This window comes from Arthrobacter sp. D1-29, from assembly GCF_054130585.1.
In genome coordinates this window covers 2,045,485-2,069,736 of the sequence record NZ_CP096383.1, presented here as the reverse complement: position 1 = coordinate 2,069,736, position 24,252 = coordinate 2,045,485, and the positions used below count along the sequence as shown (strand labels likewise).

The 24,252-nt window shown below is 62.1% G+C and carries 19 protein-coding genes and 2 pseudogenes; 9 read left to right on the top strand and 12 right to left on the bottom strand.

Features of this window, described 5'->3' with window-relative positions; genetic code table 11:
* Positions 1–387 precede the first annotated feature (387 nt).
* Positions 388–1,383: an SDR family NAD(P)-dependent oxidoreductase gene (locus M1E17_RS09540; RefSeq protein ID WP_457966901.1), complete on the bottom strand. Its 996-nt coding sequence runs from the start codon at positions 1,381–1,383 to the stop codon at positions 388–390.
* Positions 1,384–1,513: 130 nt separating this feature from the next.
* Here M1E17_RS09540 and M1E17_RS09535 point away from each other — a divergent pair, with 130 nt between their 5' ends.
* The gene (locus tag M1E17_RS09535; RefSeq protein ID WP_457966900.1) at positions 1,514–1,645 is read left to right on the top strand and encodes a hypothetical protein; all 132 of its coding nucleotides are present in this window, start codon (positions 1,514–1,516) and stop codon (positions 1,643–1,645) included.
* Positions 1,646–1,947: 302 nt separating this feature from the next.
* Here the strand turns inward: M1E17_RS09535 and M1E17_RS09530 are convergent, their stop codons facing one another.
* The 4 genes from M1E17_RS09530 to M1E17_RS09515 all read right to left on the bottom strand — a co-directional run bounded on the left by M1E17_RS09530 (position 1,948) and on the right by M1E17_RS09515 (position 7,916).
* Positions 1,948–2,223 (bottom strand): Fic family protein, encoded by a 276-nt coding sequence (locus M1E17_RS09530; RefSeq protein WP_457966899.1) that lies wholly within the window; start codon positions 2,221–2,223, stop codon positions 1,948–1,950.
* A gap of 70 nt (positions 2,224–2,293) precedes the next feature.
* On the bottom strand, positions 2,294–2,479 hold the full coding sequence (locus M1E17_RS09525; protein ID WP_457966898.1) for a ribbon-helix-helix protein, CopG family: 186 nt from the start codon (positions 2,477–2,479) through the stop codon (positions 2,294–2,296).
* A 206-nt stretch (positions 2,480–2,685) separates the two neighbouring features.
* Positions 2,686–4,863, bottom strand: coding sequence for an amylo-alpha-1,6-glucosidase (locus M1E17_RS09520; protein WP_457966897.1), 2,178 nt, complete (start codon positions 4,861–4,863; stop codon positions 2,686–2,688).
* 629 nt (positions 4,864–5,492) lie between these two features.
* Positions 5,493–7,916, bottom strand: a complete 2,424-nt coding sequence (locus M1E17_RS09515; RefSeq protein WP_457966896.1) for a beta-glucosidase — start codon at positions 7,914–7,916, stop codon at positions 5,493–5,495.
* A 331-nt stretch (positions 7,917–8,247) separates the two neighbouring features.
* On the opposite strand from M1E17_RS09515, the gene M1E17_RS09510 reads away from it, so the two are divergent.
* Entirely contained in the window at positions 8,248–8,580 is a 333-nt protein-coding gene (locus M1E17_RS09510; RefSeq protein WP_457966895.1) for a hypothetical protein, read from the top strand.
* Between the two features lie 657 nt (positions 8,581–9,237).
* Here the strand turns inward: M1E17_RS09510 and M1E17_RS09505 are convergent.
* The 5 genes from M1E17_RS09505 to M1E17_RS09485 all read right to left on the bottom strand — a co-directional run bounded on the left by M1E17_RS09505 (position 9,238) and on the right by M1E17_RS09485 (position 14,779).
* The gene (locus M1E17_RS09505; protein WP_457967676.1) at positions 9,238–9,384 is read right to left on the bottom strand and encodes a hypothetical protein; all 147 of its coding nucleotides are present in this window, start codon (positions 9,382–9,384) and stop codon (positions 9,238–9,240) included.
* A gap of 13 nt (positions 9,385–9,397) precedes the next feature.
* Positions 9,398–11,158: a peptidoglycan DD-metalloendopeptidase family protein gene (locus tag M1E17_RS09500; RefSeq protein WP_457967674.1), complete on the bottom strand. Its 1,761-nt coding sequence runs from the start codon at positions 11,156–11,158 to the stop codon at positions 9,398–9,400.
* A 524-nt stretch (positions 11,159–11,682) separates the two neighbouring features.
* Entirely contained in the window at positions 11,683–12,993 is a 1,311-nt protein-coding gene (locus tag M1E17_RS09495; RefSeq protein WP_457966894.1) for a TRAP transporter large permease, read from the bottom strand.
* A gap of 6 nt (positions 12,994–12,999) precedes the next feature.
* Positions 13,000–13,647, bottom strand: a complete 648-nt coding sequence (locus M1E17_RS09490) for a TRAP transporter small permease (protein WP_457966893.1) — start codon at positions 13,645–13,647, stop codon at positions 13,000–13,002.
* A gap of 109 nt (positions 13,648–13,756) precedes the next feature.
* A complete protein-coding gene (locus M1E17_RS09485; RefSeq protein WP_457966892.1) occupies positions 13,757–14,779 on the bottom strand; it encodes a TRAP transporter substrate-binding protein in 1,023 nt (340 codons plus the stop codon).
* A 353-nt stretch (positions 14,780–15,132) separates the two neighbouring features.
* Here M1E17_RS09485 and M1E17_RS09480 point away from each other — a divergent pair, with 353 nt between their 5' ends.
* The 7 genes and pseudogenes from M1E17_RS09480 to M1E17_RS09450 all read left to right on the top strand — a co-directional run.
* Positions 15,133–16,140: a LacI family DNA-binding transcriptional regulator gene (locus M1E17_RS09480; RefSeq protein ID WP_457966891.1), complete on the top strand. Its 1,008-nt coding sequence runs from the start codon at positions 15,133–15,135 to the stop codon at positions 16,138–16,140.
* A gap of 66 nt (positions 16,141–16,206) precedes the next feature.
* A complete protein-coding gene (gene uxaC / locus M1E17_RS09475) occupies positions 16,207–17,622 on the top strand; it encodes a glucuronate isomerase (protein WP_457966890.1) in 1,416 nt (471 codons plus the stop codon).
* A complete protein-coding gene (locus M1E17_RS09470; protein ID WP_457966889.1) occupies positions 17,619–19,043 on the top strand; it encodes a mannitol dehydrogenase family protein in 1,425 nt (474 codons plus the stop codon). The genes uxaC and M1E17_RS09470 overlap by 4 nt, the downstream gene beginning before the upstream one ends.
* Positions 19,044–19,105: 62 nt before the next feature.
* Positions 19,106–20,335, top strand: coding sequence for a D-mannonate dehydratase ManD (gene manD / locus M1E17_RS09465; RefSeq protein WP_457966888.1), 1,230 nt, complete (start codon positions 19,106–19,108; stop codon positions 20,333–20,335).
* A complete protein-coding gene (locus M1E17_RS09460; protein ID WP_457966887.1) occupies positions 20,332–20,847 on the top strand; it encodes a gluconokinase in 516 nt (171 codons plus the stop codon). Before manD ends, M1E17_RS09460 begins: the two co-directional genes overlap by 4 nt.
* A gap of 637 nt (positions 20,848–21,484) precedes the next feature.
* Positions 21,485–22,534, top strand: a complete 1,050-nt coding sequence (locus tag M1E17_RS09455; protein WP_457966886.1) for a LacI family DNA-binding transcriptional regulator — start codon at positions 21,485–21,487, stop codon at positions 22,532–22,534.
* A gap of 134 nt (positions 22,535–22,668) precedes the next feature.
* Positions 22,669–22,892: pseudogene (locus M1E17_RS09450) on the top strand (recombinase family protein); the annotation flags it as partial.
* A 687-nt stretch (positions 22,893–23,579) separates the two neighbouring features.
* On the opposite strand, the gene M1E17_RS09445 reads toward M1E17_RS09450, so the two are convergent.
* Both M1E17_RS09445 and M1E17_RS09440 read right to left on the bottom strand, forming a co-directional pair.
* Positions 23,580–23,750 (bottom strand): hypothetical protein, encoded by a 171-nt coding sequence (locus tag M1E17_RS09445; protein ID WP_457967980.1) that lies wholly within the window; start codon positions 23,748–23,750, stop codon positions 23,580–23,582.
* A 266-nt stretch (positions 23,751–24,016) separates the two neighbouring features.
* A pseudogene (locus M1E17_RS09440) lies at positions 24,017–24,178 on the bottom strand (DUF488 family protein); the annotation flags it as partial.
* Positions 24,179–24,252: the final 74 nt, after the last annotated feature.

Below are 24,252 nucleotides of genomic sequence, written 5' to 3'. Positions count from 1 at the left end.
TTCGGCTGTGACCGGGCGCGGAACACATCGTCGGGGAATGCTGCGTCGAGAAGGAGCCGCTCTACCTTCCCGTCCACCAGGGCAGAGGGCCCTCTTCGGCGTAGGGCTGGCATACCCAGGCGTACTTTTTAACTTCGGCGCCAGGGCCTCCCCCATTTGGCGTACCCATCTCTTGCACTATGAGAGACGCGGAACCCTCCTGCTGGAGCCGGCCCTGGTCGCGAGCCTGCACAGGGGGCGGCGGGTTCAGCGAAGGCGCGCTGGGCCCCTGCGGGCTGACTGCCGTAGAGGGCGTTGAGGGCTTTCTTAATGTGCTCCGGAGCGAAGGAGTCGTAGGTGCGCAGCGGTGCTCCAGTTGCCTGCTGACTTTCCGCCCCGCTCTAACCTCTACCTTTCGTCGGGAGTGACCTTCGGGCCGGGTTCGTTGTAGCTGGGCAGTCCGAGCTGATTGAGCAGTTGCAGTCCGAGCCCGTCGCTGACGATCGGGGAGAGACCGGTCGGCAAGTGGTCGACCATCTCCCCCGGCTGCGTCTCGAGCAGCGGGTCACGGGGCAGCATCGCCGGCCGCTGCCGCGGCTCATTGGTGTAACTCGCCTCAAAGAGCCCTGGCACGATCTCTCGCAGCTCGTCGAGGGTCCACCCGCTCGGATTATGCATGTAATGCTGGGGCACGAAGGGACCATACAAGCCAATGCGACCCGAGCCGGAGCCTTCGAAGACGTGCCCGTTCATGTAGCCAGCGTCCTCAGAGGCGAGGTAGACCGCGAGAGGCGCGACTCCCGCGGGGTCTCCCGCCCGTTCCCGCAGCATGCGAGTCCCGCCGTCGCTCGAGATTCCTGCGGGGCTGAGGGCGTTGACGTTGATGCCCCAGGCATCGAGCTCGATCGCCGCCGTGCGCATGAGCGACGTGATGGCTCCTTTGCCTGCCGCGTAGTGGCTGCGACCCCAGTCGCCCACCATGCCATGCGCAGATGCGAACGCGACGATGCGTCCGTACCGCTGCCGCTTCATGTGAGGGATGACGGCCTTGAACATGGCAAAATGCCCGCCCACGTGTGAAAGGGTGATCTCTCTGAAGTGGTCCTCGGACATCTCCTCGATCGTCTGAATGCGCTGACCCGCCATATTCGCGCCCGCAAGGATGATCGAGTCAATGCGCCCGAACTCGTCCACCGTCTTCTCCACCAGCTCGCTCGCGCTCGCGAGGGTAGTCGCGTCGCCCACGGCGAGCGAGACGGTGCCGCCTGCGGCGCGGATCTCCTCCGCCAGTGCTTCGGATCCCTCACGGTTCACGTCGTTAATGACAACAGTGCCGCCCTCAGCGGCGAAGAGGATCGCAATATGGCGGCCCAGCCTTCCCGCGGCACCGGTGACAATGCCCACACGTGCGTCCATCACTGCCATTGCGTCTCCGAGATTCGTCGGCCATTGCTTCAGCGGAATGCTACTGGCACTCGTAGGAAACGGCAACATTCCGACGAGACTCACCAATAGTGTTCGCCAAACGGGGTGCATGGCTGATTCGAGAGAAGCTCCCAAAATCACGGGCCGCTACGTGCACGGCGGTGACGAGCAGGCGGCCCTCCAGACGCTCCTGCCATGCGTGGGGCACCTTCTCGATGAACCCCGGCAAGACCGATGGTGAACACCGTCCTGGAACGTTCAGGCATCTCAGCGGAGGATTCTGAAGTAGTACAGCCAGCGCTGACGTTCCGGCGCCTTTTTTGCGAGCATCGTCTCGGACACGCCAGTCACCAGTCGAACTCGGCTGCGGCTCGGTTCGATCCTCTCCGTCCCCTCCCCCTCGAAGGTTCCCGGCGATGACTTTCAGCTGTTCCTTTTGCCATGATGAAAACTGCCCTGCCTTGCGTTGATGCGAGAGAAAAGGGCACGCCTCGGCTGGGTGGGCAGACAACACAGTACTGGGACGCTTCGGAACAGGCTCCCCTATAAGCCCACGACCAGATCGAACGCCGAATCGGTGTTGAAGTCATACCGGTAACCATTGATCCAGAGCATCAGAACCATCAGCGTCCACGCCGTGCGTCTATTGCCGCCGATCAGCGGGTGAAACCGCGCGACCAACTCCATGAGAGCCGCTGCCTTCATCGCTAACTGCAGATAGGCTTCCACTCCCGTCGCAGTGGTCGCCCGGCCTCGCCAAGCCCGAGGCCAGAAGCCCGATATTACGGACATGGAACCCAAACCGGTCAAGATCTGCAAAGCGTCCTCCATCTCAAGGTACTCGGTCGCCCATCCTGAGGGCGCGTCAGGAGCTCCGCATCATAGCTCATCACGAAATGCAGACCCTCTCCAATCTCACGGCTCCGACGGTGACGCTGCAGGACCAGCTCTGCCCCTGGAGCAACAACGCCGACGTCGAGGTATGTTCCTCGGCAGCAAGCTGGTCCAAACGACGATCCAGGTCTTGGGGGACACGCAGATTCAGCAATGGCTTTGCGCCAAAGCTGCGTGACATCTAAATCTGTTTTATAGAATTGGACGAAACGTCCATTAGCGGCTTATGAAAATGGTTGGGAAGTGCCCGCGACCGGGGCTGTTTCCTGCCATCATTCGTGGCGTTTTTGCCCAAGACCCCGGGGTGCAGAACCGGACTGCGCCGACCATACATGCGCAAATCTCCGGGCGCCTTAACCACCTCTTAGCCATCGTGCGAGCAGACATTCACGTATCAGCGGAATCGCCCTTTGGCATCTGCTTCCGACCGGCTTGCTGCACGAGTTTGGCCAGCGGTGGCCGGTGGCCGTGGTGGAACGCCATGCCCCTGGGCAGGCCCTGGACGGACGGTACTGAATTGGTGATGTCGATGGTGATCCGGCCACCGGCCACTGGTGCATTGGTAATATGCACGTCGCCAAAGGAATCAGGGAGTACGGGATCCATCCAAAGGCTGCCACGGGAAACATGCACGTCGTACCGCATCAGGCTCGTCACCAGATTAATCGGCGTGGTCGACGCCCAGGCCTGCGGCGAGCAGGCCGTTGGATAAGGAACGGGTGCGGCGAACTGGTCCCGGCTGAAGCCGCAGAACAGTTCGGGCAGCCGGCCCTCGGAGTACTCGGCCGCCTCCAGCAGTGCGATCGAGATCCGCTGTGCCTCAGCCACGAAGCCGTAGCGGAGCAAACCTGTCGCGATGATGGCATTGTCATGTGGCCAGACTGAGCCGTTGTGGTAGCTGGCGGGGTTGTACGCGCGCATGTCGCTTGCCAGTGTCCGTACGCCCCAGCCGCTGAACATTTCCGGGGACATCAGCCGCTCGGCCACCTGCCCGGCCTTGTCGTCATCCACAATGCCATTCGTTAAGCAGTGGCCCATGTTGGACGCGCAGGCGTCGACCTGCCGTTTCTTGCCATCGAGGGCGACGGCGTAATATCCGCGGTCGGGCATCCAGAACTGCTCATTGAACTGTCTCTTCAGCCGGCCGGCCCGATCGGTTAGCTCCGCCGCCAGAGGCACGTCACCGGCGTCGTAAGCCATCCAGGCGCGGGCCATGTAGGCGGTGTAGACGTAGGCCTGCACCTCGCAGAGTGCGATCGGCGGCTCCGCCAGGCGCCCATCGGCAAAGTTGATGCCGTCCCAGGAATCCTTCCAGCCCTGGTTGATCAGCCCCTGGTCGTTGAGCCGCTCGTACTCGACAAACCCGTCGCCGTCCTTGTCCCCATAGTCACTAATCCACTCCAGCGCCCGGTCCGCGTGCGGCAGCAGCGCAGCGATGGTATCCGCGGCGAACCCCCACCGGCTGACCGCCCCGAGCACGCCCACAAACAGCGGGGTCGCATCCACACTCCCGTAGTAGGAGGACTTGCCGCCCAGGGACAACCCGCTGGAGACGTCGAGCCTGACCTCGTGCAGGATCTTGCCCGGCTCCTCCTCGCTCACCGGATCCACCACGCGGCCCTGGCGGTCCGCCAGCGTCTGCAGTGTCCCGAGGGCCAGGGACGGATCCACGGGCAACGCCATGCCAGAGGCCAACAGTGAGTCCCGGCCGAACAGCGTCATGAACCAGGGCGCGCCCGCGGCCACCACGACCCGGTCAGGATGGTTCGGGTCCTCGATGCGCAGGGCACCCAGGTCGTCGTAGCTGCGCCGTAAAGTCCGTTCGATGGACCGGTTTCCCATCTGCAGCACCGGAATCTTCGCCACCCATTCCTCCCGGCGCCGGTCACTCGCGGACAAGTCTCCGGCGCCTGGATGAACAAACGGCGTTCTAAGGATGGTGCCCTCAATGAGGGGCACCAGGCTGAGCACGGTGGTCCATTGGCCCTGGGGAGCAACAACCATCCGGTAGGTCAGGGCCTCAGCGGTGATCTCGGCACCGTCGGCCTTGACGAGGACGCCCTTCCGTACATCCTTCCAGACGGCACGTATGGCCAACGAACCATCCTCCGGCTGGCGGGTCTCGTCCCAGAGCCGGCGGATCCGGGCCTCCTTCACTTCGAACAGATCCGCGAAATCGGATTCCACGCTCAGCGAAACGACGCACTCGGCAGGATCCAGGCCATAGTTGCGTACCGTTATTTGCTCCTGGATCCCGGCTCCCACTTCACGTAAACGCTCCACGAGCAGCGGGCTGTCCGCATATCCATCCAATCGGGCAACACGACAGGCGAACAGCGCCCGGTACGGCTCCTTCGTCTCCGCTGCCAGCGGCTCTAGCGGCTGGCCATTAATGGTCAGATTCCAGCCGGACAGGATACGGGTGTCCTGGAAGAAAACCCCGTGCGGATACCCCGGATGGATATCCCCGTTCGACAACGAGATACAGAAAGATGTCCCCTCCACCAAAACGACAGTCCCGGCCCCTAACGGCCCGGCCGCCGTGTCAGCATTCCAACCAGCCATCCCCGGCTCCTTCAACGGACCTACCGAGACGCCATGACCACAGGTTGGACCATCAGAGCGTGGACCAAACGCCGGCCGCCGTCTTCATCGTTCAACCGACGCTACGCCGGTCTTTCCGCCCGCACCAGAGCCCGCATTGGCTCACTCATAAAAATCTCCACGAAGGGGAAACGTTGGCTCATAAGTATGCCTCCGGCTGGTGCTCAAGCAGCTTCACGAAAGGTAAATTATCGGCGTTAAGAAATAGGCGGGGGAGTGCCTTACAAAGGGCTGTTTCTTGCCTCCATTTCGTGGCGTTTTTCTCCCCAGAATCCATACGTCAGAGCTGCCTAGCCTTGCTGTCGACACGGTGTCCGTTGTCGCGCTGCGGAAAAGAAAGAAAGTCCCACACGTAGTCACTCACCACCGCATTGGCCTCGTCATGCACTCGGTGGTACATATCGGAAGTACTGCTTGGTATTCCTCGCTCCCGGGTCGATCTCCCATCGAGTGCAGCCCGGATATTCGCGCAGCACGACCACGTGGCAAACATCTTTTCATGCATCATCGTGGATCCGCGCGGTTTCGTAACCCAGAAAGACCGCCGGACCCTGCGTGGTCCGGCGGTCTTGCGGTCTTGCTGTGTACGGTTAGCGAGTGTGCCCGGCAGGCACCTTGACTGTCACCGTGTCCGAAAGCGACGTGCTACCGGAGGAGTTGCCGATCCGTATGTCAAATTCCCCTGCCGGTGTGGTCCACTTATCGGCTTCGGCATCCCAGACGGACAGCGGGTGGTTGGTGGCAGAGGGGTCGATGGTGATCTCAACCTTCTTCTTCTCGCCCGGATTGAGCTGCACCTTATCGAATCCCACCAAGCGCTTCGGTGGCTCACCCGCCGACTCTGGCATGCTGATGTAGACCTGCGGCACCTCAGCGCCAGCCACATCGCCGGTGTTTTCGACGAAGAACTGCACCTTGAAGGGCTTCGTGCCGTCCGACACCTTGGGGGTAACATTGATCTTCGAAATTTCGAAGTCGGTGTAGGACAGGCCGTGTCCGAACGGGAACGCGACACATGGATTGGATCCGTCTGAGGCCTGCTCGCATTCCCCGCTTGCGTTGGCGTCATACCAGCGGTAGCCGACGTTCAGTTTCTCCGTGTACTCAACAGTCTGCTGGTTGTTGACCATGTCGCCGGGGAACTGCCGAGTTGTAGCGTGGTCGAGAAAACCTTTATCCGCGTAGGGAAAGGTCACCGGCGATTTGCCCGACGGGTTCTCCGCACCAAGGAGCAGGTCGGCAACGATATGTCCGTCCTCCTGGCCAGGGAACCACGCCTCCAGGATTGCCGGGCCTTGCTCACCCACGAGCGCAGGATCCATTTCGACACCGGCGTTATCCTTGAGGACCAGGGTGGTCTTGTCCTCCATTTCAGGGGCAGCGTCCATGACTGCTTTGATCATCGCGACAGTGTTACTGTTCTTTGCCTGATTAGGCCCATTTACTGTCGCCACGGCAGCGAGGTTGTCAACGTACCAGTCAAGGTTGTTGCCAACATCGACCAGCGTCTTTCCTGAAGAGTCTGTGAAAGTAGCGCGGTCAGCGCCCTCTGTGGAAATGGTGCCAGCCATCATGACGACTGCGTCAGCGCCTTTGGCCTGCTCCAACACTTCTGCGAATGGGATCTCTTTACCGTCGACGGTCGCGGTTTCGTTCGCGTCGTCGACCAGAACAAGGCGCACATTCGCGTTGGTGTTGCCCAAGTTGGAAAGAACGTTCTTGATGCCCTCGACTGGGGCGACTTCGTAAGCCGGAACAACGACCGAACTGCCACGTCCGTCCGAACCGGCGGCTTTACCTGGTATGGCTCCGCCGGAAACGGCTTGTTGGGCGTAGACCTGGGAAGCCTTTCCGATCACGACGACGTCCTCGACGGTCGACTTGATGGGCAGGGAACCGTTATTTTGCAGGAGCACACCGCCCTGGACACCGATCTCGCGGGCGCGCTCACCGCCAGCGGCGTAGTCAATCGGGGTCTGAACCAGCGGCCGGTCAAAGATGCCGTATTTGAACATTTGGACATAGCGGCGATCGAGTGCTGTATCGATGTGGGAGATTTCGATGTCACCGGATTCCAACGCTGCCTTCAACAGGTGAGGTTCCCACTGCTGAGGGGTCGGCATCATGTTGTCCAAACCGTTGCGCAGGGTATCTACCGTGCTCTTTGTAGCGAAAAAGTCAGACTGCACGTAGCCTTCGAAGCCCCACTGTTCGCGAAGCACATCGGTGAGAAGGTACTCGTTCTCGCAGGAGGAAACCGCGTTGACGTAGTTGTATGCGCACATAATCGAGGCAACATCGCCGTCCTTGACAGCCATCTCGAACGGCAACAGATACATTTCGTGCAGGGTTCGCTCGTCGACCGTCTCCTGAACAGTCTTGCGGTTGGTTTCCTGCTCATTGGCGGCATAGTGCTTCGCCATAGCGATCAGGCCCTTGTCCTGCACGGCCTGGATTTCCGCGACACCCATCGTGCCCGTAAGGAAGGGGTCCTCACCAAAATACTCGAAGTTCCGGCCCAGCACCGGCAACCGAGCCATGTTCAGGCCCGGCGCCTCAAACACGTGCAGCGCGAGGTTGTTCATCTCGTCAGCAATGACACCGCCGAAAGTGGCTGCGACCTCAGGGTCAAAGGAGGCAGCCACCGTCGTGCCTGACGGCAGCGCCGTTGCCTTAGCCGAGGAAGGGTGAACGTATGGCGTGCCAGACGGTGCGTTGGGGTCTCCAAACAGTGCGGGGTCGACGCAGTCGTTCTGTCCCACGCCGACGGGGCCGTTGGTGATGCGAAGCGTCGGGATACCCAGTTCCGCAATACCCGTTACATGGCGCCCTCCGTAGCATTCGGGAAGGTCGGGCAGGATCTCCGGACGTGCCCCGCTCAGTTGCTGTATCTTCTGGTCAAGATTCAGTGCCTTGAGCAGCAGGCTCGAGCGCTCTTCTGGTGTGAGCGCGGTATTCATCCACGGCAGGTCATTAACGACGGCTTGCGTGCTTTCTGCGGTTGCGGCCCCCATAGATCCTAGGCCAATGCCGGATAGGGCGAGCGGTAAGGCAACAGCAAGTGCAAGGAATCTGTGTTTTCGGCTTGAACGGCCAATCATGTGTGTCTCCTTCGACATGGACCTCGGGTAGATAGATATGGGCCCGCCTGTAGGGCTGACCTGCGATGCCTGGAACGGGGCATCATGATGTGTTCTGTAAACAGGTTCACACGAAGCACATCACATGCTCCATCAGTTGCCGTTTATTGCACTACGGCTGGGCCCCTGCCACAGCTTGGGTCTAGCGGTCGCAGCCGTGTGAGCAGGACGGCGAGCCGGTTGGATCGCGGGGGCACCTTGCCGGTTGTTCACTGCGGTCTCGCCTGCATCCCCGCTTGACGCCGCGACCAACTATGAGCTGGACGTGATCGCAGCGGTTGTCATTGGTGGCACTCGCCTCATCGGTGGGCACGTGTCTGTTGTGGGCACGCTCATTGGCGCCGCCTTGATGGCAGCTGTCCGCAACGGCATCAACGGCCTGAATGTCGACACGTTCTGGCGGCGGGTAGTCGTCGAAAGCATCATTCTTATCGCTATCGCTATCGCTATCGCTTACGACGGAGTCGCCGCCCGACGGGCACGACGCGCAGCACGTGTCGTCAGCAGCCCGGTTCACAACGAACTGGCCGTTAGATGACAGTTGTAAGTATCCATTACTCCGCTCATGCCACACCTGCACTGCACCGGTCCAACAGCCGGATTGAGGAAGCCCTCTCCGCACACTCGCTGCCGCGCTGATGGCTACGGCAAGGCCAGCCGATACAGAACCTCGAAAGGACCTTATCGACTCCGCTCTGAGACTCCTCCCCACGACGGAAAGAGGCGAGCGGGCCAGGAAGCGGCGGCAATAACAGCTCATTTGCGTCGTCCGCGATCCCGACTCGTCAAGGCAGCGCGTCAGACGGGGATCAATCGCAGTATTCCTTGAAGTTTCAGCCTCGGAAGCAGGATCGCGATAAGCCAGTGGTCAGTATGGGTTCTTGAGTATGCAGTTGCCGAAAGCTTCCCGGTCAGCCTCGCCGTCGACACGGACACAACCGGGGTGCAAGATTGCGCCTTTCAGTTACGCCGCGTGCTCAAGCAGGATGACCATGTACTTGGAAGTACTGAAAAGCTCCGGCCTGCCCCGGCGGTTAGCCCTCAATCCGTCCGTACCTGCTGATCACGTCGCCCTAGATGGTCTTGGGCTGGTCCTGAAGTACCAGCCGGGATACCGGGTCGCCGTCCTGGAGCAAGCGGCAGCCGCTACTCAACGTCTGGCTTCAGGGACGTCGATGCGAGAGGCCTGAACGTGTTACGGCTTCGCTAGGCCCATGACGGTGGGTAGCCACATGGATAGCTGAGGGAGGAAGGCGACGAGGAAAAGGGCGACGGTCAGGGCCCAGAAGATGGGCATGATCCGCTTGATCATTGGTTCGATGCTCACCCTGGCTACTCGCACGGCCACGAAGAGGTTATTTCCTACGGGCGGGGAGATATGCCCCAGACACAGTACGTTCCGGCTCGGCCGTCGCTGTTGAGTCGGCGGGTGTCATCGGCGTCGGCTCCGGTTCGCCGGTCAGTATTGGCTCCGGCTCGGCGGTCAGTGACGGCTCCGGGGTAGGCATCCGTGTCGGCTCCGGCTCCGGTTCGGCGGTCAGTGTTGGCTCCGGTTCGGCGGTCAGTGCCGGCTCCGGGGTAGGCATCCGTGTCGGCTCCGGCTCCGGTTCGGCGGTCAGTGCCGGCTCCGGGGTAGGCATCCGTGTTGGCTCCGGCTCCGGCACTGGTGTTGGTTCAGGGCTGGGAGCAGCTGTCGGCGTTGGCTCGACGGTGGGCGTCGGCGCCGGCTCGGCTGTGAGCGTGGGCTCAGGAAGAACCAAAGGTGCCGGCGTTGGCTCGGGAGTGGGACCCGGCACGGCGGCGGTCCTCGGCCATGGCGCGGCCCTGGTCGGAGACACCGGCTCGGCGGTTCGCACAGTCGGCAGTGACCACAAAGGTGTTGCGGTGGACTGCCCTGCTGCTGATCCTGGCGCGTAGCTTGTCAGCATGAGCGCGCCAAGGGAGGATCCTGCCGGCAGCGGCATCAGCCGCCACATGTTTGGATCCGCATGATGACCGTTAAGTATGGTTTCAAAGTGAAGGTGGCAGCCGGTAGAGGAACCAGTTGTGCCGACTGTTGCGATGACTTCTGCGGCGCCGACTTTTTGCCCCTTGCGGACAGCGATCCCTTGCAGATGGTTGTACGTGGTGACCAGGCCGTTGCCGTGGTCAATTTCCACCCGGTTTCCTCCTCCCCACGGGTGCCAGCCGACCTCCCTGACTGAACCCTCGTCTGCGGAGTGGACAGGGGTGCCGCAGCTGCTCGCGTAATCCTGCCCCGTATGGAATTCCCCGGCCGTTCCCGTGATTGGGCTGGATCGGTGTCCGAACGGGGACGTCTGCCGGAGATTCGCCAGCGGAGACATCAGCGTCCCTGCTGCCGGGCGCTGCAAGAGTGGTGCCAGCGAAACCTGGCTTTGTTGTGTCCCGCCCGGGCTGCAGGCACGGTCGTGCACATTTAGCCCCGCAGCGTTCTTAGCCCTCAGGGCGCGGACAACTTCCAGTGCCTGCGGGCGGAATTTTGTATAGTGCTCCGGGTCCTGGTTCCGCTGTACCTGATGGATGGCAGCACTGGGCGGGAGTTGTTCCCAACCGTCGACATTTCTGAGTGCCAGAAAGAAGTGGGTTGCACTGACAAATGGGTCCACGCGGTCGTTCAATGATCCCCACGCCCCGTTGTCCCGTTGCTGGAAGAGTCCCCTGGAGTCGGGTCCGGCAGCATCCCCATGATCGAGGTTCTCAAGTGAAGACTCGCCGAGCGCGGCTTGCACGCCGAGCACTTGAGCCTCGGCGGGCAGCGCAAGCCTCACAGCGGCGTCGACAATGCTGGAAGCATTATTGAATTGGGCGTCGGACATATGCCTGCCGCTTGGAAACGATGAGGTCCGGGGCTGATAACTCCAGCAGAGCGCTCCCAGATATTCCTGCGGGGAATCCCCAAGCGACGGCATTGACGCAAAGGGGCTGCCCGAAGGCAGCATCTTCGATCCCAGTTGGTTGGCCGCCACAAGTTCCTCGTCATAGGGCACAGCGGCACTGCCCAAGGCGCTGGCGTCGTGGACTTTCGGGGCGACCTGATAGAGCAGCGCTGTGGGTGTCGCAGCCCTCTGTAGATTAAGGGCGGCAAGAAGGGTCACTGACAAGACAGCCGCCCAAGTGATACGCCGTATACGTGGGCTGCTCGCATAACCAAACCTCGAGATTACCAAGGGTTTTACCTTTCCTTCCGGCTCCGCTTCGTGCGCCCTGCCATGAGAAATCATCTGCAGTCTTATGCCTCAGGCTTTGTGGCCAGGCCATGGCCGTGCGTGTTCGAACCGGGAAGTGGGGCCGTTCGATTCAGCTGGCTTGACCTTCATTCCATCTATGGGTGCCGCGGCTTCAGCTCCTAAGTCAGAGTTGGAAGCGCCGGTCCTGTTCGCTGGCTTGAGTCCGGCTCACACTGGTTCGACAGCCAAGGGTTCCGGCCGCCGGTTTCCTATGTACCCGTTGCCTGACTCGAAAAATGGACAGTGATATTAGGAACCCAAGACGTATTGTCCAAGCATGCGTAGACAAGGGTGCGGTCTGCCGAACAGAGTTGTTCGACAGACCGCGGTCCTGTTGAGTCGGGCTGGCGGCAAGGGAAAAAGTGTCGCCAGCCCGATGTCAACGCAATTGCTTACGGCTTTACCAGGCCCATGACGGTGGGTAGCCACATGGATAGCTGTGGGACGAAGGCGACGAGGAAAAGGGCGACGGTCAGGGCCCAGAAGATGGGCATGATCCGCTTGATCATAGGTTCGATGCTCACCTTGGCTACTCGCGCGGCTACGAAGAGGTTATTTCCTATGGGCGGGGAGATATTCCCCAGACACATGTTGAAGACCATCATCGTGCCGAAGTGGATCGGATCGACACCGAGCTGCGTGACGATCGGCAGGAAGATCGGCGTGAAGATCAGGATGGCCGGCGTGGGGTCCATTACGGTGCCGGCCAGGAGCATGATGATCATGATAAGGACGAGTATCACGACGGTGTTGTCGGTCAGGCCCAGGAGGGCGTCACCGACGAGCGCGGGCACCTTGGCGAAGGACATCACCCAGGCGAGAATGCCCGAGACGCCGATGAGCAGCATGACGATCGCGGTTGTTTTGGCCGCTTCTATGGTGATTGAGGGCAGTGCGCGCAGCGGCAGCGTCTTCTGGATCAGGCCGAGGGCGAGGGAGTAGAGCACGGCGATGACGGCAGATTCTGTGGCGGTGAAGTACCCTGCGAGGATGCCGCCGATGACGATGACTATCATCAGCAGGGATGGGACGGCGCGCAGGAACACGATCCCGGCCTCGCGGGCGGTGGGGCGCTGCCCGCTGGCGAGCTCGGGGTGTTTGCGGGCGTAGATCGCGACCATGATGACGCAGACCAGCGCCCACAGCAGGCCCGGGCCGACGCCGGCCATGAACAGCGCTGCGACAGAGGTGCTCGAGACGAGAGAGTAGACGATGAAAGTGTTGCTCGGGGGGATCAGCATTCCTGCGGGCGAGGCCGCTGCGTTGACAGCGGCGGCGAAGGCCGGGTCGTAGCCAGCTTTACGCATCGGCGGGGAGAGCACCGAGCCGACTGCGGCGGCGGAGGCGACGGAGGCGCCTGAGACCGCGCCGAACATGGCGTTGGCCACTACGGTGGTCTGGGCCAGGGAGGCAGGCAAGCGCCCTGCGAGGACCTGCGCTAAGTCGATGAGACGTTGGGCAATGCCTCCGGTATTCATCAGTCCGCCCGCAAGGATGAAGAAGGGGATCGCAAGCAAGGCGAAGGAGTTGCTGGCGGTGAACAGGCGTTGGGCCGAAGTGAGTGCCGCACCGTCCCAGCCGAGGAGGACGACGATGGCAAGGGCCGAGGGCACGCCCATTGCGACGGCAACAGGGACCCCCAGGGCAATGCCGATGATCATGCCGCCGAGCAGTATGAGCGCGGCGAGTGTGACGGGTTCCATAATGCCTCAGATTCCTTGGTTGTTCTCGTCGATCTCAGGCACGAGCTCCTCGGTGCCAGCGAACATGCCCACTATGTGACACAGCGCGAAGAAGGTGATCAACGCGCCGGCGACTGGCAGGACCAGGTAGATCTGGCCCACACTCACCGGCATGGTGGAGATGTTTTGGTTCCACGCGTTCATCGCCACTTCGTATCCGCCGAAGATCATCACGAACACGGCGAAGAATACGATCGTCACTTCCACAACGAGGGCGACGACCCTCTGCACCGGCTCGGGAAACTTCTTCATAAGGAGCTCGACTGCGATGTGGCCACGCTCGGAGAACACCAGCGCCGCGCCGAGCAGGGCCAGGACGACGAAGACATACCGGGCTGATTCCTCGGTCCAGGATGCCGGTGCGCCGAGCACCTGCCGGGAGATCACCTGCCAGGCGACCACGACTACCAGTGCGGCAAAGATCACCATGCACAGCAGGGCCAGGACCCGGTCGATGATGTGTCGCACTGCCTCCAAAGCGGCCACGGCTGGACCGCCGGTGGGGCGCTGCTGTCCGGCGACTGCCGGCGGTGCCGGCACGGCTGAAGCACCACCGTCCCGCCCGGGGACGGCCGGGACGTCACCGCTGGCCCCTGTTGGCTTCTTGCTGGTCATTATTTCCTCCGCTGGTGCGCAGCGCGGGCGCTGCTCCCTGTTGTCATCTGTGTGCCCGATTCATGGGCCCGGGGGTGGTGGGGGCGCACAAGGTGCGCCCCCACTTTGGTCACTTCACGGCGGCGCGAGCGGCGTCGTAGAGGGCCTGCTGAGAGTCGTTCTCGATGAATTTTTCGGCGATCGGTTCGAGCACCTTGTTGAAAGCGGCCTCATCGACCTCACTGAAGGTCGCACCACCGGCCTTGGCGCTGGCGATATTCTCCTCCGTGGCCGTGGTCCAGAGCTTGGTGTGCTCCTCGTGCGTGGCCGTCCATTCCTTTTGGAACGCGGCGCGGTCAGTCTCGGACATCTTCGCGAGCAGATCGGAGTTGACGATCAGATAGTCCAAACCGACCAGGTGATTGGTTTGGGAAAAGTGCGGAGCGACCTCGAAATGCTTCTGCGTGAAGTAGGAGACCTCATTGTTCTCAGCCGCGTCTACCACCCCGGACTGCAGGGCGGTATAGAGCTCACCGAAGGCCATCGGGGTCGCGGAGGCACCCAACGCCTCGGCCAGCGCTATCATCACGTCCGACTCCTGCACGCGCAGCTTCTTGCCGGCCAGGTCCGCCGGCGTCTTCACCGGGGCGTCGGTGGTGTAGATGCTGCGGGCCCCCTGGGTGAACCCACCCAAGACGGTGAGCTTGTTTGACTCCTCGAGGGAGCCGTACAGCTCTCCGGTGACCTTCGGGTCGTGGATGACCTTCATCTGGTGCTCGACGTCATCGAAGACCTTGGGGAGGTTGAAGACCCGAAAGTCCTTGTTAAGGTTCTCCAGCTGAGTGCCCGAGACGATCGCCATGTCCACCGAGCCGTGGGAGACCAACTGCAGGGCCTCCTGCTGGGCGCCGAGGGTCTCGTTCGGATAGACGTCCATCTTCCAGCGGCCCTCAGTGGCGGCCTCAAGGCGCTTGCCGAAGTTGTCCAGGGCAATGAACGAGGGGTGCTCCTCGGTCTGGTTCAGCGCCACCCGCAAGGTGCCGCTTTCCCCACCGGGGCTCCCTCCCCCCGCCTCACCGCCGCCGCAGGCGGTCAGGGCTAGCGCGGTGGCAGTGGCAACAGCCATCAGGGAATAAATCTTTGTGCGCAACATGATGTTCCTTCTCTGCTCGTCGATGAGCTTCTGGGTGCGTCGCCAAGCGACGCTGTGGTACCAATTGGGACTCATGGCAATAGGCAAAAACAAGGAGTTGCCATTTGTTGCAAGTCTTCTAGACCCCGCTGGACGACTCAAGTGGTTCCGGTGCTTGAGCCGCCATCCGCACTGACAGCTGGCCGTCGTGTAGGAGCACTTCGCTATGAGAGTCCAGGGAGTGCTACCTCATTGGGCGTTCCAACTGCACGTTGTGAAGTGGAGGCTTCCTCCATAGAGCCAACAAAGTACTTCACTTACAAGCAGTTGCCAAAAAATGCCTTTGCCGGTCTATGGTGGCATCGGAGGTAATCATGGCTGATTCACAAGGCTTACCCTCGATCTACGACGTCGCTCGTGTCGCCGGGGTGTCGGCATCCACCGTTTCCCGTGCCTTCGCTCGCCCGGGGCGGGTCAGCCACCATACGGCACAGAAAATCTTCGCTGCGGCCATCGAGGTGGGCTACCGCTCAGCCCATGTGGCCGGCATCCAGCATCCTGGCGGGCAGCGCTCCTCAATGATCGCCCTGGTCATCGCGGACATCCGGAACCCTGTGTACGCGGAGATGGTGCGTGGGGCTGAAGCCGCGGCGGCAGAAGCGGGTTACACCATGCTGCTCGCCCACACACAGGAGTCGGAGCGGAAGGAACGCGAGGCGCTTGAGCGCGCTCTGCCCTCCGTGGACGGTATTGTCCTGTCAAGTTCGCGCATGTCCGATTCAGCAATCCGCATGATTGCCAAGCAGAAACCCCTTATCGTCATGAACCGCGCAGTCAAGGACGTGGCAAGTGTGGTGACCGATAACCCACGCGGCATCCGCCGCGCCGCCGAACACCTCGGCGAACTCGGACACCGCACCATCACCTACCTCGCAGGACCCGAAGCGTCCTGGGCCGACGGCATTCGGTGGCGCTCACTGCGCGAAGCAGCCATGGAGCTGGAGCTCTCGGTTCGCCGGACGGGATCGCATCTGCCGACCATTCAGGGCGGTGAGGAAGTCGCCGCCGAATGGCTGCACCACCGCACCCCCGGTGTCATCGCCTACAACGACCAAATGGCCATCGGCTTCATCCGCGCCCTGCAGCAAAAAGGGTTATCCGTTCCCGGCGACGTCAGCGTCGTCGGCCATGACAACAGCTATGGGGCCGCCCTCATTACCCCCTCGCTGACCACGATCGAGGCCCCCCTATACTCCCTCGGTGCTACGGCAGTGAACAACCTGCTGGCCTTCGCCGCCGGCGCCCGTTCCCGATCCAACCAGCCGGTGGTCCTCCCCACCCGACTGGTCGTCCGCGACTCCACCGGGCCGACAAACAGCTGACCTCTTAATTGCCAACAAATGGCAACTCGTTGACCAGACTCGTTCCTGTTGGCAACGATTAGGCCCATGCCCCCTTCACCTTCTTCCCTCGCAGCGGAGCCGGACCGGCTCCTGCCAGCTGAACCCGGAGTGCGTGCAATCGCCCGGGACCTGCTGGGCCTCGTTGACTCATTGCCCATCATCTCCCCACACGGCCACGTCGACGCCGCCGTGCTGGCCCAAGACACAGCCTTTCCGGATCCGGCAACGTTGCTGGTCACCCCGGACCACTACGTCGTCCGTCTCATCCACGCCAGCGGAGTCCCGCTCGACCGTCTCAACCAAGGCCCGATCGCCAACACCGACCCCCGCATCGTATGGCGCGAGTTCTGCAAGGCCTGGCCGCTGTTCGACGGCACCGCGTCGGGCTACTGGATCCGCTCTGAGCTCCAGCACGTCTTCAAGCTGCACGAGGAGATCTCCGAGGCTACGGCTGACAGCACGTTCGACACGCTTCAGTCCCGCCTGAGGGAACCCGCCTTCCGCCCGCGCCAGCTCTTCCACGATTTCAACATTGAGGTGCTCGCCACCACCGATGATCCGCTGGACGAGCTGCAGCACCACGCTGCCATCGCAGCAGACCATACCTTCCGCGGCCGCGTAATTCCCACGTTCCGCCCGGACGCGTACATCAACATCGGCCACCCCGACTGGGTGGAGAACGTTGGCCGCCTGATCGGCGTTGCCGGTGACGGCGCGGCCGGCTACACCGGGTACATCCGCGCGATGGAGAACCGCCGGCTCTACTTCGTGGAACACGGGGCCGTATCCGCGGACCACGGCGTGCGCACACCGCTGACCCTCAAGCTTGACCGGTCCGACGCCGAGAAGCTCTTCACCCGAGCACGATGCGGTGAATGGACAGCGGAGGACCGCGACGTCTTCGAAGCCCACATGATGTACGAGATGGCGCGCATGTCGGTCCAGGACGGCCTGGTCATGACAATCCACCCTGGCTCCTACCGTAACCACCACCTGCCCAGCTTCGAGAAGTTCGGCGGCGACACCGGCCACGACATCCCGTTCCCGATCAGCTACACCGAAGCCATCCGCCCGCTGCTGCAGGACTTCGGCACGGCACCCGGCTTCCACCTCGTGCTGTTCACCCTCGACGAGACCGTCTTCTCCCGTGAGCTGGCCCCGCTGGCCGGGTTCTACCCTTCCGTTTACATCGGGGCGCCCTGGTGGTTCCTCGATGCCCCCGACGCCATGCTCCGCTTCCGCTCGGCCATCACAGAAACCGCTGGATTCTCGCGATCCTCCGGCTTCATCGATGACACCCGCGCATTCTGCTCGATCCCCGCCCGCCATAACGCCTCACGCCGGATCGAAGCATCCTTCCTCGCACGGCTCGTGTCCGAGCACCGCATCACGCCCGCCCGGGCCGAGGAGCTGATTGTCGATGTCGTTGACCGGGCACCGCGACGGGTCTTCAAGCTATGACCGTCCGGAACGGCGTCCAGGCGTTGAACCGCACCAACGCTGAAGCCGGCCCCGCCGCTCCCGTGCAGATTGTGCACATCGGCCTGGGCGCCTTCCACCGCTCACACCAAGCCTGGTTTACCGAACAGGTTGACCCAGAACGCCAGTGGGGCATCGCGGCCTTCACCGGCCGCAGCCCGGAAGCGGCAGAGATCCTCGCCGCCCAGGACGGGCTCTACACCCTCGTCGAACGCGGCAACGAGGGCGATACGTTCAGCATCGTAGCCAGCATCAGTGCAGCATACGACGGCGCGGACCTCCCCCGGCTCACGACGGTACTGTCAGCACCTGGGACCGCACTGCTGACGATCACCGTCACTGAACCGGCCTACCATCTTGGCGCTGACGGGCTCCTCAACACCTCTTCCCCCGCCGTCACAGCCGATGCAGCAGCCCTGAAAAAGATGTGGGTACAGGACGGAAGCCTCAAGATACACCGTGACCATCCGCAGCTGGCCACAATGGGCGCGCGCGTCCTGCCGGGCCTGGATGCCAGGCGCCGGGCAGGTGCCGGCCCGATCACCGTCGTCCCCTGCGACAACCTCACGTCCAATGGTGCGGCGGCCGCACAGGCGATCCATGGCCTCGCCGCGCTGGTCTCTGCGGAGCTGGCCAACTGGATTGCCGGGAACGTGTCCTTCGTCAACACCTCGGTGGACCGTATCACTCCTCGTACCACCGGCACCGACATCGCTGCTGTTCGGGAGGCCACCGGGTTCGACGACGCCGCACCGGTCATCACCGAACCCTTCTCCAACTGGGTCCTCTGCGGTGAATTCCCGGCTGGGCGCCCGGCGTGGGAGAACGCCGGAGCGGTTTTCGTGGACGATATTGCTCCCTTTGAACAGCGCAAACTCTGGCTGCTCAACGGCGCTCATTCGCTCCTCGCCTACGCCGGCCAGCTCCGCGGCCTGCGCACAGTCGCGGATGCGGTGGCCGATCCCTCCTGCGCAGCCGAACTCGAAGTCTTCTGGAATGAAGCCGCCGCCCACCTGGACCAGCCCCAGCTCGACATTCCCGCCTACCGCGCCGCCCTGCTTAGCCGCTTCCGCAACCCGCGGATCGAGCACCTGCTCGAACAGATCGGTGCCGACGGCACTACAAAACTCCGCATGCGGGCTGTTCCGGTCCTCCTCGCCGAGCGCTCGGCAGGCCGGACCGGAGCTGGCGCTGCCCGCGTCATCGCTGCCTGGGCTGATTTCCTGGTCCAACAGCACGACCACGGCACGAAGCCAGTTGACGCTGAAGCCGACAATCTCCTCGGCATCCTGAAACTCTCCGGCAAGGACCTCATCCAGGCCCTCGTCACAACACTCAACACCGACCTCGGAGCTGATACCGCCGTCGTCGACCTCGTCCACCGCCTCCGGGGCAGCTGGTAACAGCTCCCTCTACGCCCGCTCTCCTCGCGCTTCGGCGCACCCCTTCTGCTGAAAGGTTCAACATGAAAATCATTGCCGCCGACGTCTTCGTGACAAGTCCCTCCCGGAACTTCGTGACCCTACGGATTACCACCGAGGACGGTGTGACCGGTATTGGTGACGCCACCCTGAACGGGCGTGAGCTCGCCGTCGCCGCCTACCTCAAGGAACACGTCGCGCAGCTGCTGATCGGCAAGGACCCGCACCGGATCGAGGACACCTGGCAGTTCCTGTACCGCTCCTCGTACTGGCGCCGCGGCCCGGTGACTATGGCGGCGATCGCCGCCGTCGACATGGCGCTGTGGGACATCAAGGGCAAAATCGCGGGCATGCCGGTGTACCAGCTTTTGGGCGGGGCGTCCCGGAACGGGTTGCGCGCGTACGGGCACGCCTCCGGGGCGGACCTTCCGGCTCTGTTCGATTCGGTCCGGGAGCACCTGGAACTCGGCTACAAATCCATTCGGATCCAGACCGCCGTCCCAGGCATCAAAGCCGTCTACGGTGTCGCGGCGCAGGCGCAGGCGTCGGGTGAGCGCTACGACTACGAACCCGCCGGCCGCGGTGCGTTCCCGGTGGAGGAGGACTGGGACACCCGCGCCTACCTGCGCCACCTGCCAACCGTGTTCGAGGCGGTCCGGAACGAGTTCGGTCCGGAACTGCCGCTGCTGCATGACGGTCACCACCGCATGACGCCCATCCAGGCCGCCAAGCTGGGCAAGGCGCTGGAACAGTACGACCTGTTCTGGCTCGAGGACTGCACCCCGGCCGAGAACCAGGAAGGACTCCGCCTGGTCCGCCAGCACACCACCACCCCGCTGGCCATCGGGGAAATCTTCAACACCGTGTTCGACTTCCAGACCCTGATCAAGGAACAGCTGATCGACTACGTCCGCGCGGCTTCCACCCACTTCGGCGGGATCTCGCCGCTGAAGAAGGTGATGGACTTCGCCGCGCAGTACCAGATCAAATCCGGCTTCCACGGCCCAACCGACATCTCCCCGGTGGGCTTTGCCGCGCAGCTGCATGTGGGCCTGGCCATCCACAACTACGGCATCCAGGAATACATGCCGCACTCGGACAAGACCAACGAGGTCTTCGAGCAGTCCATGACCTTCGTCGACGGTTACCTCCACCCAGGGGACAAGCCCGGCATCGGCGTCGAATTCAACGAAGAAGCCGCAGCAGCGTACCCCTACCAGCAGGCCTACCTGCCCTACAACCGCCTCATCGACGGAACGGTCCACGACTGGTGAGCACACACCGCGTAGTCGTCATGGGCGTCTCCGGCTGCGGCAAGAGCACCGTCGGAGCGCTCCTGGCGCAGGAACTCGGTGCCGGATTCCTCGATGGGGACTCATTGCACCCCGGCGCCAACATCCAGAAGATGGCGGCCGGGATCCCGCTGGACGATAACGACCGCCGGCCTTGGCTCCAGGAAGTAGGACGGCGCCTCGCAGCTGAAGGCGACAATTCACTCGTCATTGCCTGCAGCGCCCTGAAGCGTTCCTACCGGGACTTGATCCGTTCCGGCGCTGCGGACGCGCGGTTCGTACACCTGCACGGCACCGCAAGTCTTCTTGCCGCCCGAATGGCAGCGCGCCCTGGGCACTTCATGCCGCCGTCGCTCCTGGCATCACAACTGGAGACACTGGAGCCACTCGGCGAGGGTGAGTCAGGGATTGTTCTCAACATCGGCGAATCCCCTGCTCATCTGGCGTCTGAAGCCGCGGCATGGCTCGAGTTCACAGAACGCGGCGTCCGCTGAAATCTTCGAGCCCAGCAGACCCGAGTAGCTGATTCGCTTAGCTCGCAACCCTCGACCGCTTTGGGACAGTGTCTTCTAAGGCCGGTTGAAAAGTTGCCGCTTCTCAGTGCCTCGCACATCCGGGTCTCTTGCCCACCCCGGGCAAGAGACCCGGGGGACCCACATCTGGGGTCGGTCAGGTCGTTCAATTACTGGTGTCCAGCGCTGAGAAGGAGGCTGCCCTGCCCAGAACTGGCGACAATTCTCGTATGTTATCGACCGCTGCTTCTGCCGGGGAGCTGCCCCGACAGCTCCTAATTCCTTGCTTTGGATAACACGAATTTTCCCCCGCCAAGGACGGCTCAAAGTCGCTCTGGATCCGGCTTCATTGAGGAAGCAAGGGAAGGATCCGAGCCTGGGCAGGCCGACGGAAAGTCCATTATCGGCGTTAGGCACGGGAGTAGCAGCAGCTGCGATAGCTCCCAATCCTCGACGCTTCCCCGAGTCATACTGGACGGTACCGCTACCGGATACCGCCGCAGGCATCCTGATGCGCCGACCTCACGAAGACCACAATCGTTGCTCTAGAAAGCACACGCGCGCGAACATATGCGCGTCCGTGTGCAACCGGTTGGAACATTGTCGTTATGATGAGGAAGTGAGTGAAGTCGAAAATGCTTCCGTAGCCACCAACAGGGTTAACAAACCCGCCCGCAGCGGGAAGCCCAGCCCAACGATTTACGACATCGCCAAGGTAGCCGGGGTCAATGCCTCAACGGTGTCGCGGGCGCTCAGTAAGCCGGGCCGTGTAAGTGTCAAGACTCGGAAGCTTGTTGAGGATGCGGCAGCCCAACTTCACTACCAGGTGAACCCCTTCGCGCGGGCGCTGCCAACCGGGCGAACCAGCACGCTTGGGTTGATTGTCGCTGATATCACCAACCCCATTTACTTGGACATCATCCGGGGTACCGAATCAACAGCCATCGGCCAGGACTATACACTGATGCTCGCTGAGTCTGCCGAAACCCCGGAGACCGAGTTCAGCGCGGCCCGGCGCATGATGCCCTCTGTCGACGGTCTCATCCTGGCCAGTCCATGTATGGACGACAGTCGAATTCAGGAACTCGCCGGGGAAAAACCTTTGGTTGTGATCAACCGCGAGGTCAATGATGTTACGTGCGTGGTCCCTGAGGTTAACAAAGGCATCGGTGAGGCCATCCGGAGTCTCGTTGTCAACGGTCACCGCAAAATCGCTTATCTGGCAGGACCTCCACAGTCCTGGATCTCCAAGCGTCACTGGCACGGAGTTCAAACCGCGTGTGACTGGTCGAAACTGGAGGCTGTTCGGCTGGAATCTGTCAGACCTACAGTGGACGGCGGCCGGCAGGTAGCCCGAGAAGTGGTTTCCAGCGGCGCCACCGCGGTGCTGACCTACAACGACATGCTGGCCATCGGACTGATGCAGGAGCTGCAGGCAGCGTCTGTAGTTGTTCCCGACGAGATCAGCATCGTGGGCTTCGACGACATTTTCGGGGCGGACTTCACAACTCCACCTCTTACAACCGTTCGGTCTCCAATGCTGACCTGCGGCAACGAAGCAGCAAGGCTTGTGCTCAACCTGCTCAACGGGGAAGTGCCCAGCACCCTAATACTCCATGTCGACACAGAACTTGTACTGCGCGGCTCCAGCGGAAGACTTCTGACTTAGGTCCAGGTTTTCGCATTGGGCACCCGCACTCGGCCACTCTTGCAACAGCTTAGTGCTTAATGTCAACCGGTTGACAAATTACCCGCACAATCCGGACGATTGACGTAGGTCACAGCCGAATTGCCGCCAACCCAAACCTCCTTGACCTCCGTGCCCTCGTCCAGGGCCTGACCCGAAAGGGCGTGCGCGTGGAGTCCATCAAGGAGAGCCTGGTCTTCACGGGGAGGACTCCCCCATGGCCAACCTCATGCTCTCCGTTATGGCGGCGTTCGCTGAATTCGAACGCTGCCTCATCAGGAAACGCCAAAGAGAAGGCATCGCCCTGGCCAAGCAACGCGGCGCCCACAGGGCGGAAAAATGGTTCGGTCAGAAAATTACCGCGACAGTGGGCGTATCCAAACTGGGCAGGACCTCAATGACCTACGTCTTTGAGGTCCACGGCCATCCGGTGGATGAAGTACCTGGAGGCCTCGCCGCGTACGGAAGCGTAACGGTGGCACACGTTCCACCCAAGTCTGCCAGAGCCCTGCCATGGCCCCCCGCCGTCTAAGCGCCGTAGCCCCTAACGAGGAAAACCAGCGCCCGATATAAGAACAGCAACTTCTTGCCGTCTCCCTCCCCCAACTCGCTCTGGTCCCTCGGCTCACGTAGGGCGGCTTCGTCAGGTTGGGCCACACCCAAAGCTGACATACGGCTCCTTGCCTGGTCCTAGGAACACCGGAATTCATCTACGTTTGATCGGGAAGTCCGGTCCGCCCGCCCACAGCCGGGGACAATTCTCGTAGGTTATCCACCGCTACTGCTGCCAGGGAGCTACCCCAACGGCTCCCAATTCCAGCCGTGGATAACCTGAATTGACCCCAGCCATGGACGGATCAGAGTCCCCACCAGTTCCGGCCGCGTGGTCGGCAAGCACGGTTTGCCCGGCCGAGGCAGGTTGACGGAATATCCGTTATCGGCGTACGAAAACGGGTGAGGGAGTGCCGGCAAAAGGGGCACGTTTCCTGCCCAGAGTTCGTTGGTTTTTCTCCCCGAACTCCGGAGATCAGAACTGCTGAGCCAGCGTCCCCCGTCCGGTGATGGCCTCATTCGCGCTGCGCCACCTGTTGAGATCGTCCGTTGACATCACGATGCGGCCTTCCGCTGCGAGCTGCTCAAGCTGTCTGCGGGTGGTCTTGAACTGCTCGCAAATGTCGGCGGCGCGGGTGATTTCCATGCGTCTGATCCTCTCCGAACAGGGGTTGGGTGTTCTGCGGCTCGGTGGTTCGAGTGCCGTCGTGGAGCAGGTGAATAATGCCGAAGCCTGCCGCCGGGAAAGCAGGCGCCAGAAGCGTTTTCCTGTGGCAGTGCTCGGGGGACTCCTCGGAGCACATCAGGGCCAACGAGCCGGGCGACTTCCATGATTGTTTTTCCGAAGTCCTCGTTCTCTCCCAGGCCTCCCAGGTTCCGGCCCTTCCATTCGTACTGGATGCCCCACATCGGCAAAACGACTTCCAGCTCCGCGCGATTGTGCTGCGGCTTCCAGCGGCTGTACGGGCTCGCCCTGGCGTCTACGAGGACGGAGATGCGGGCTTTGTCCAGGATCTCCTTCAAACTGTCCAGGGAAGCGGTGCCGTGGCCGACGGTCCATATGATCGCGCTCATCGGCTCAGGTTAGCGGTAGCCGGAGGGTTCGGAGATGCGGAACATTCCGGCAAGGCGGGGGACGAGGAAGCATA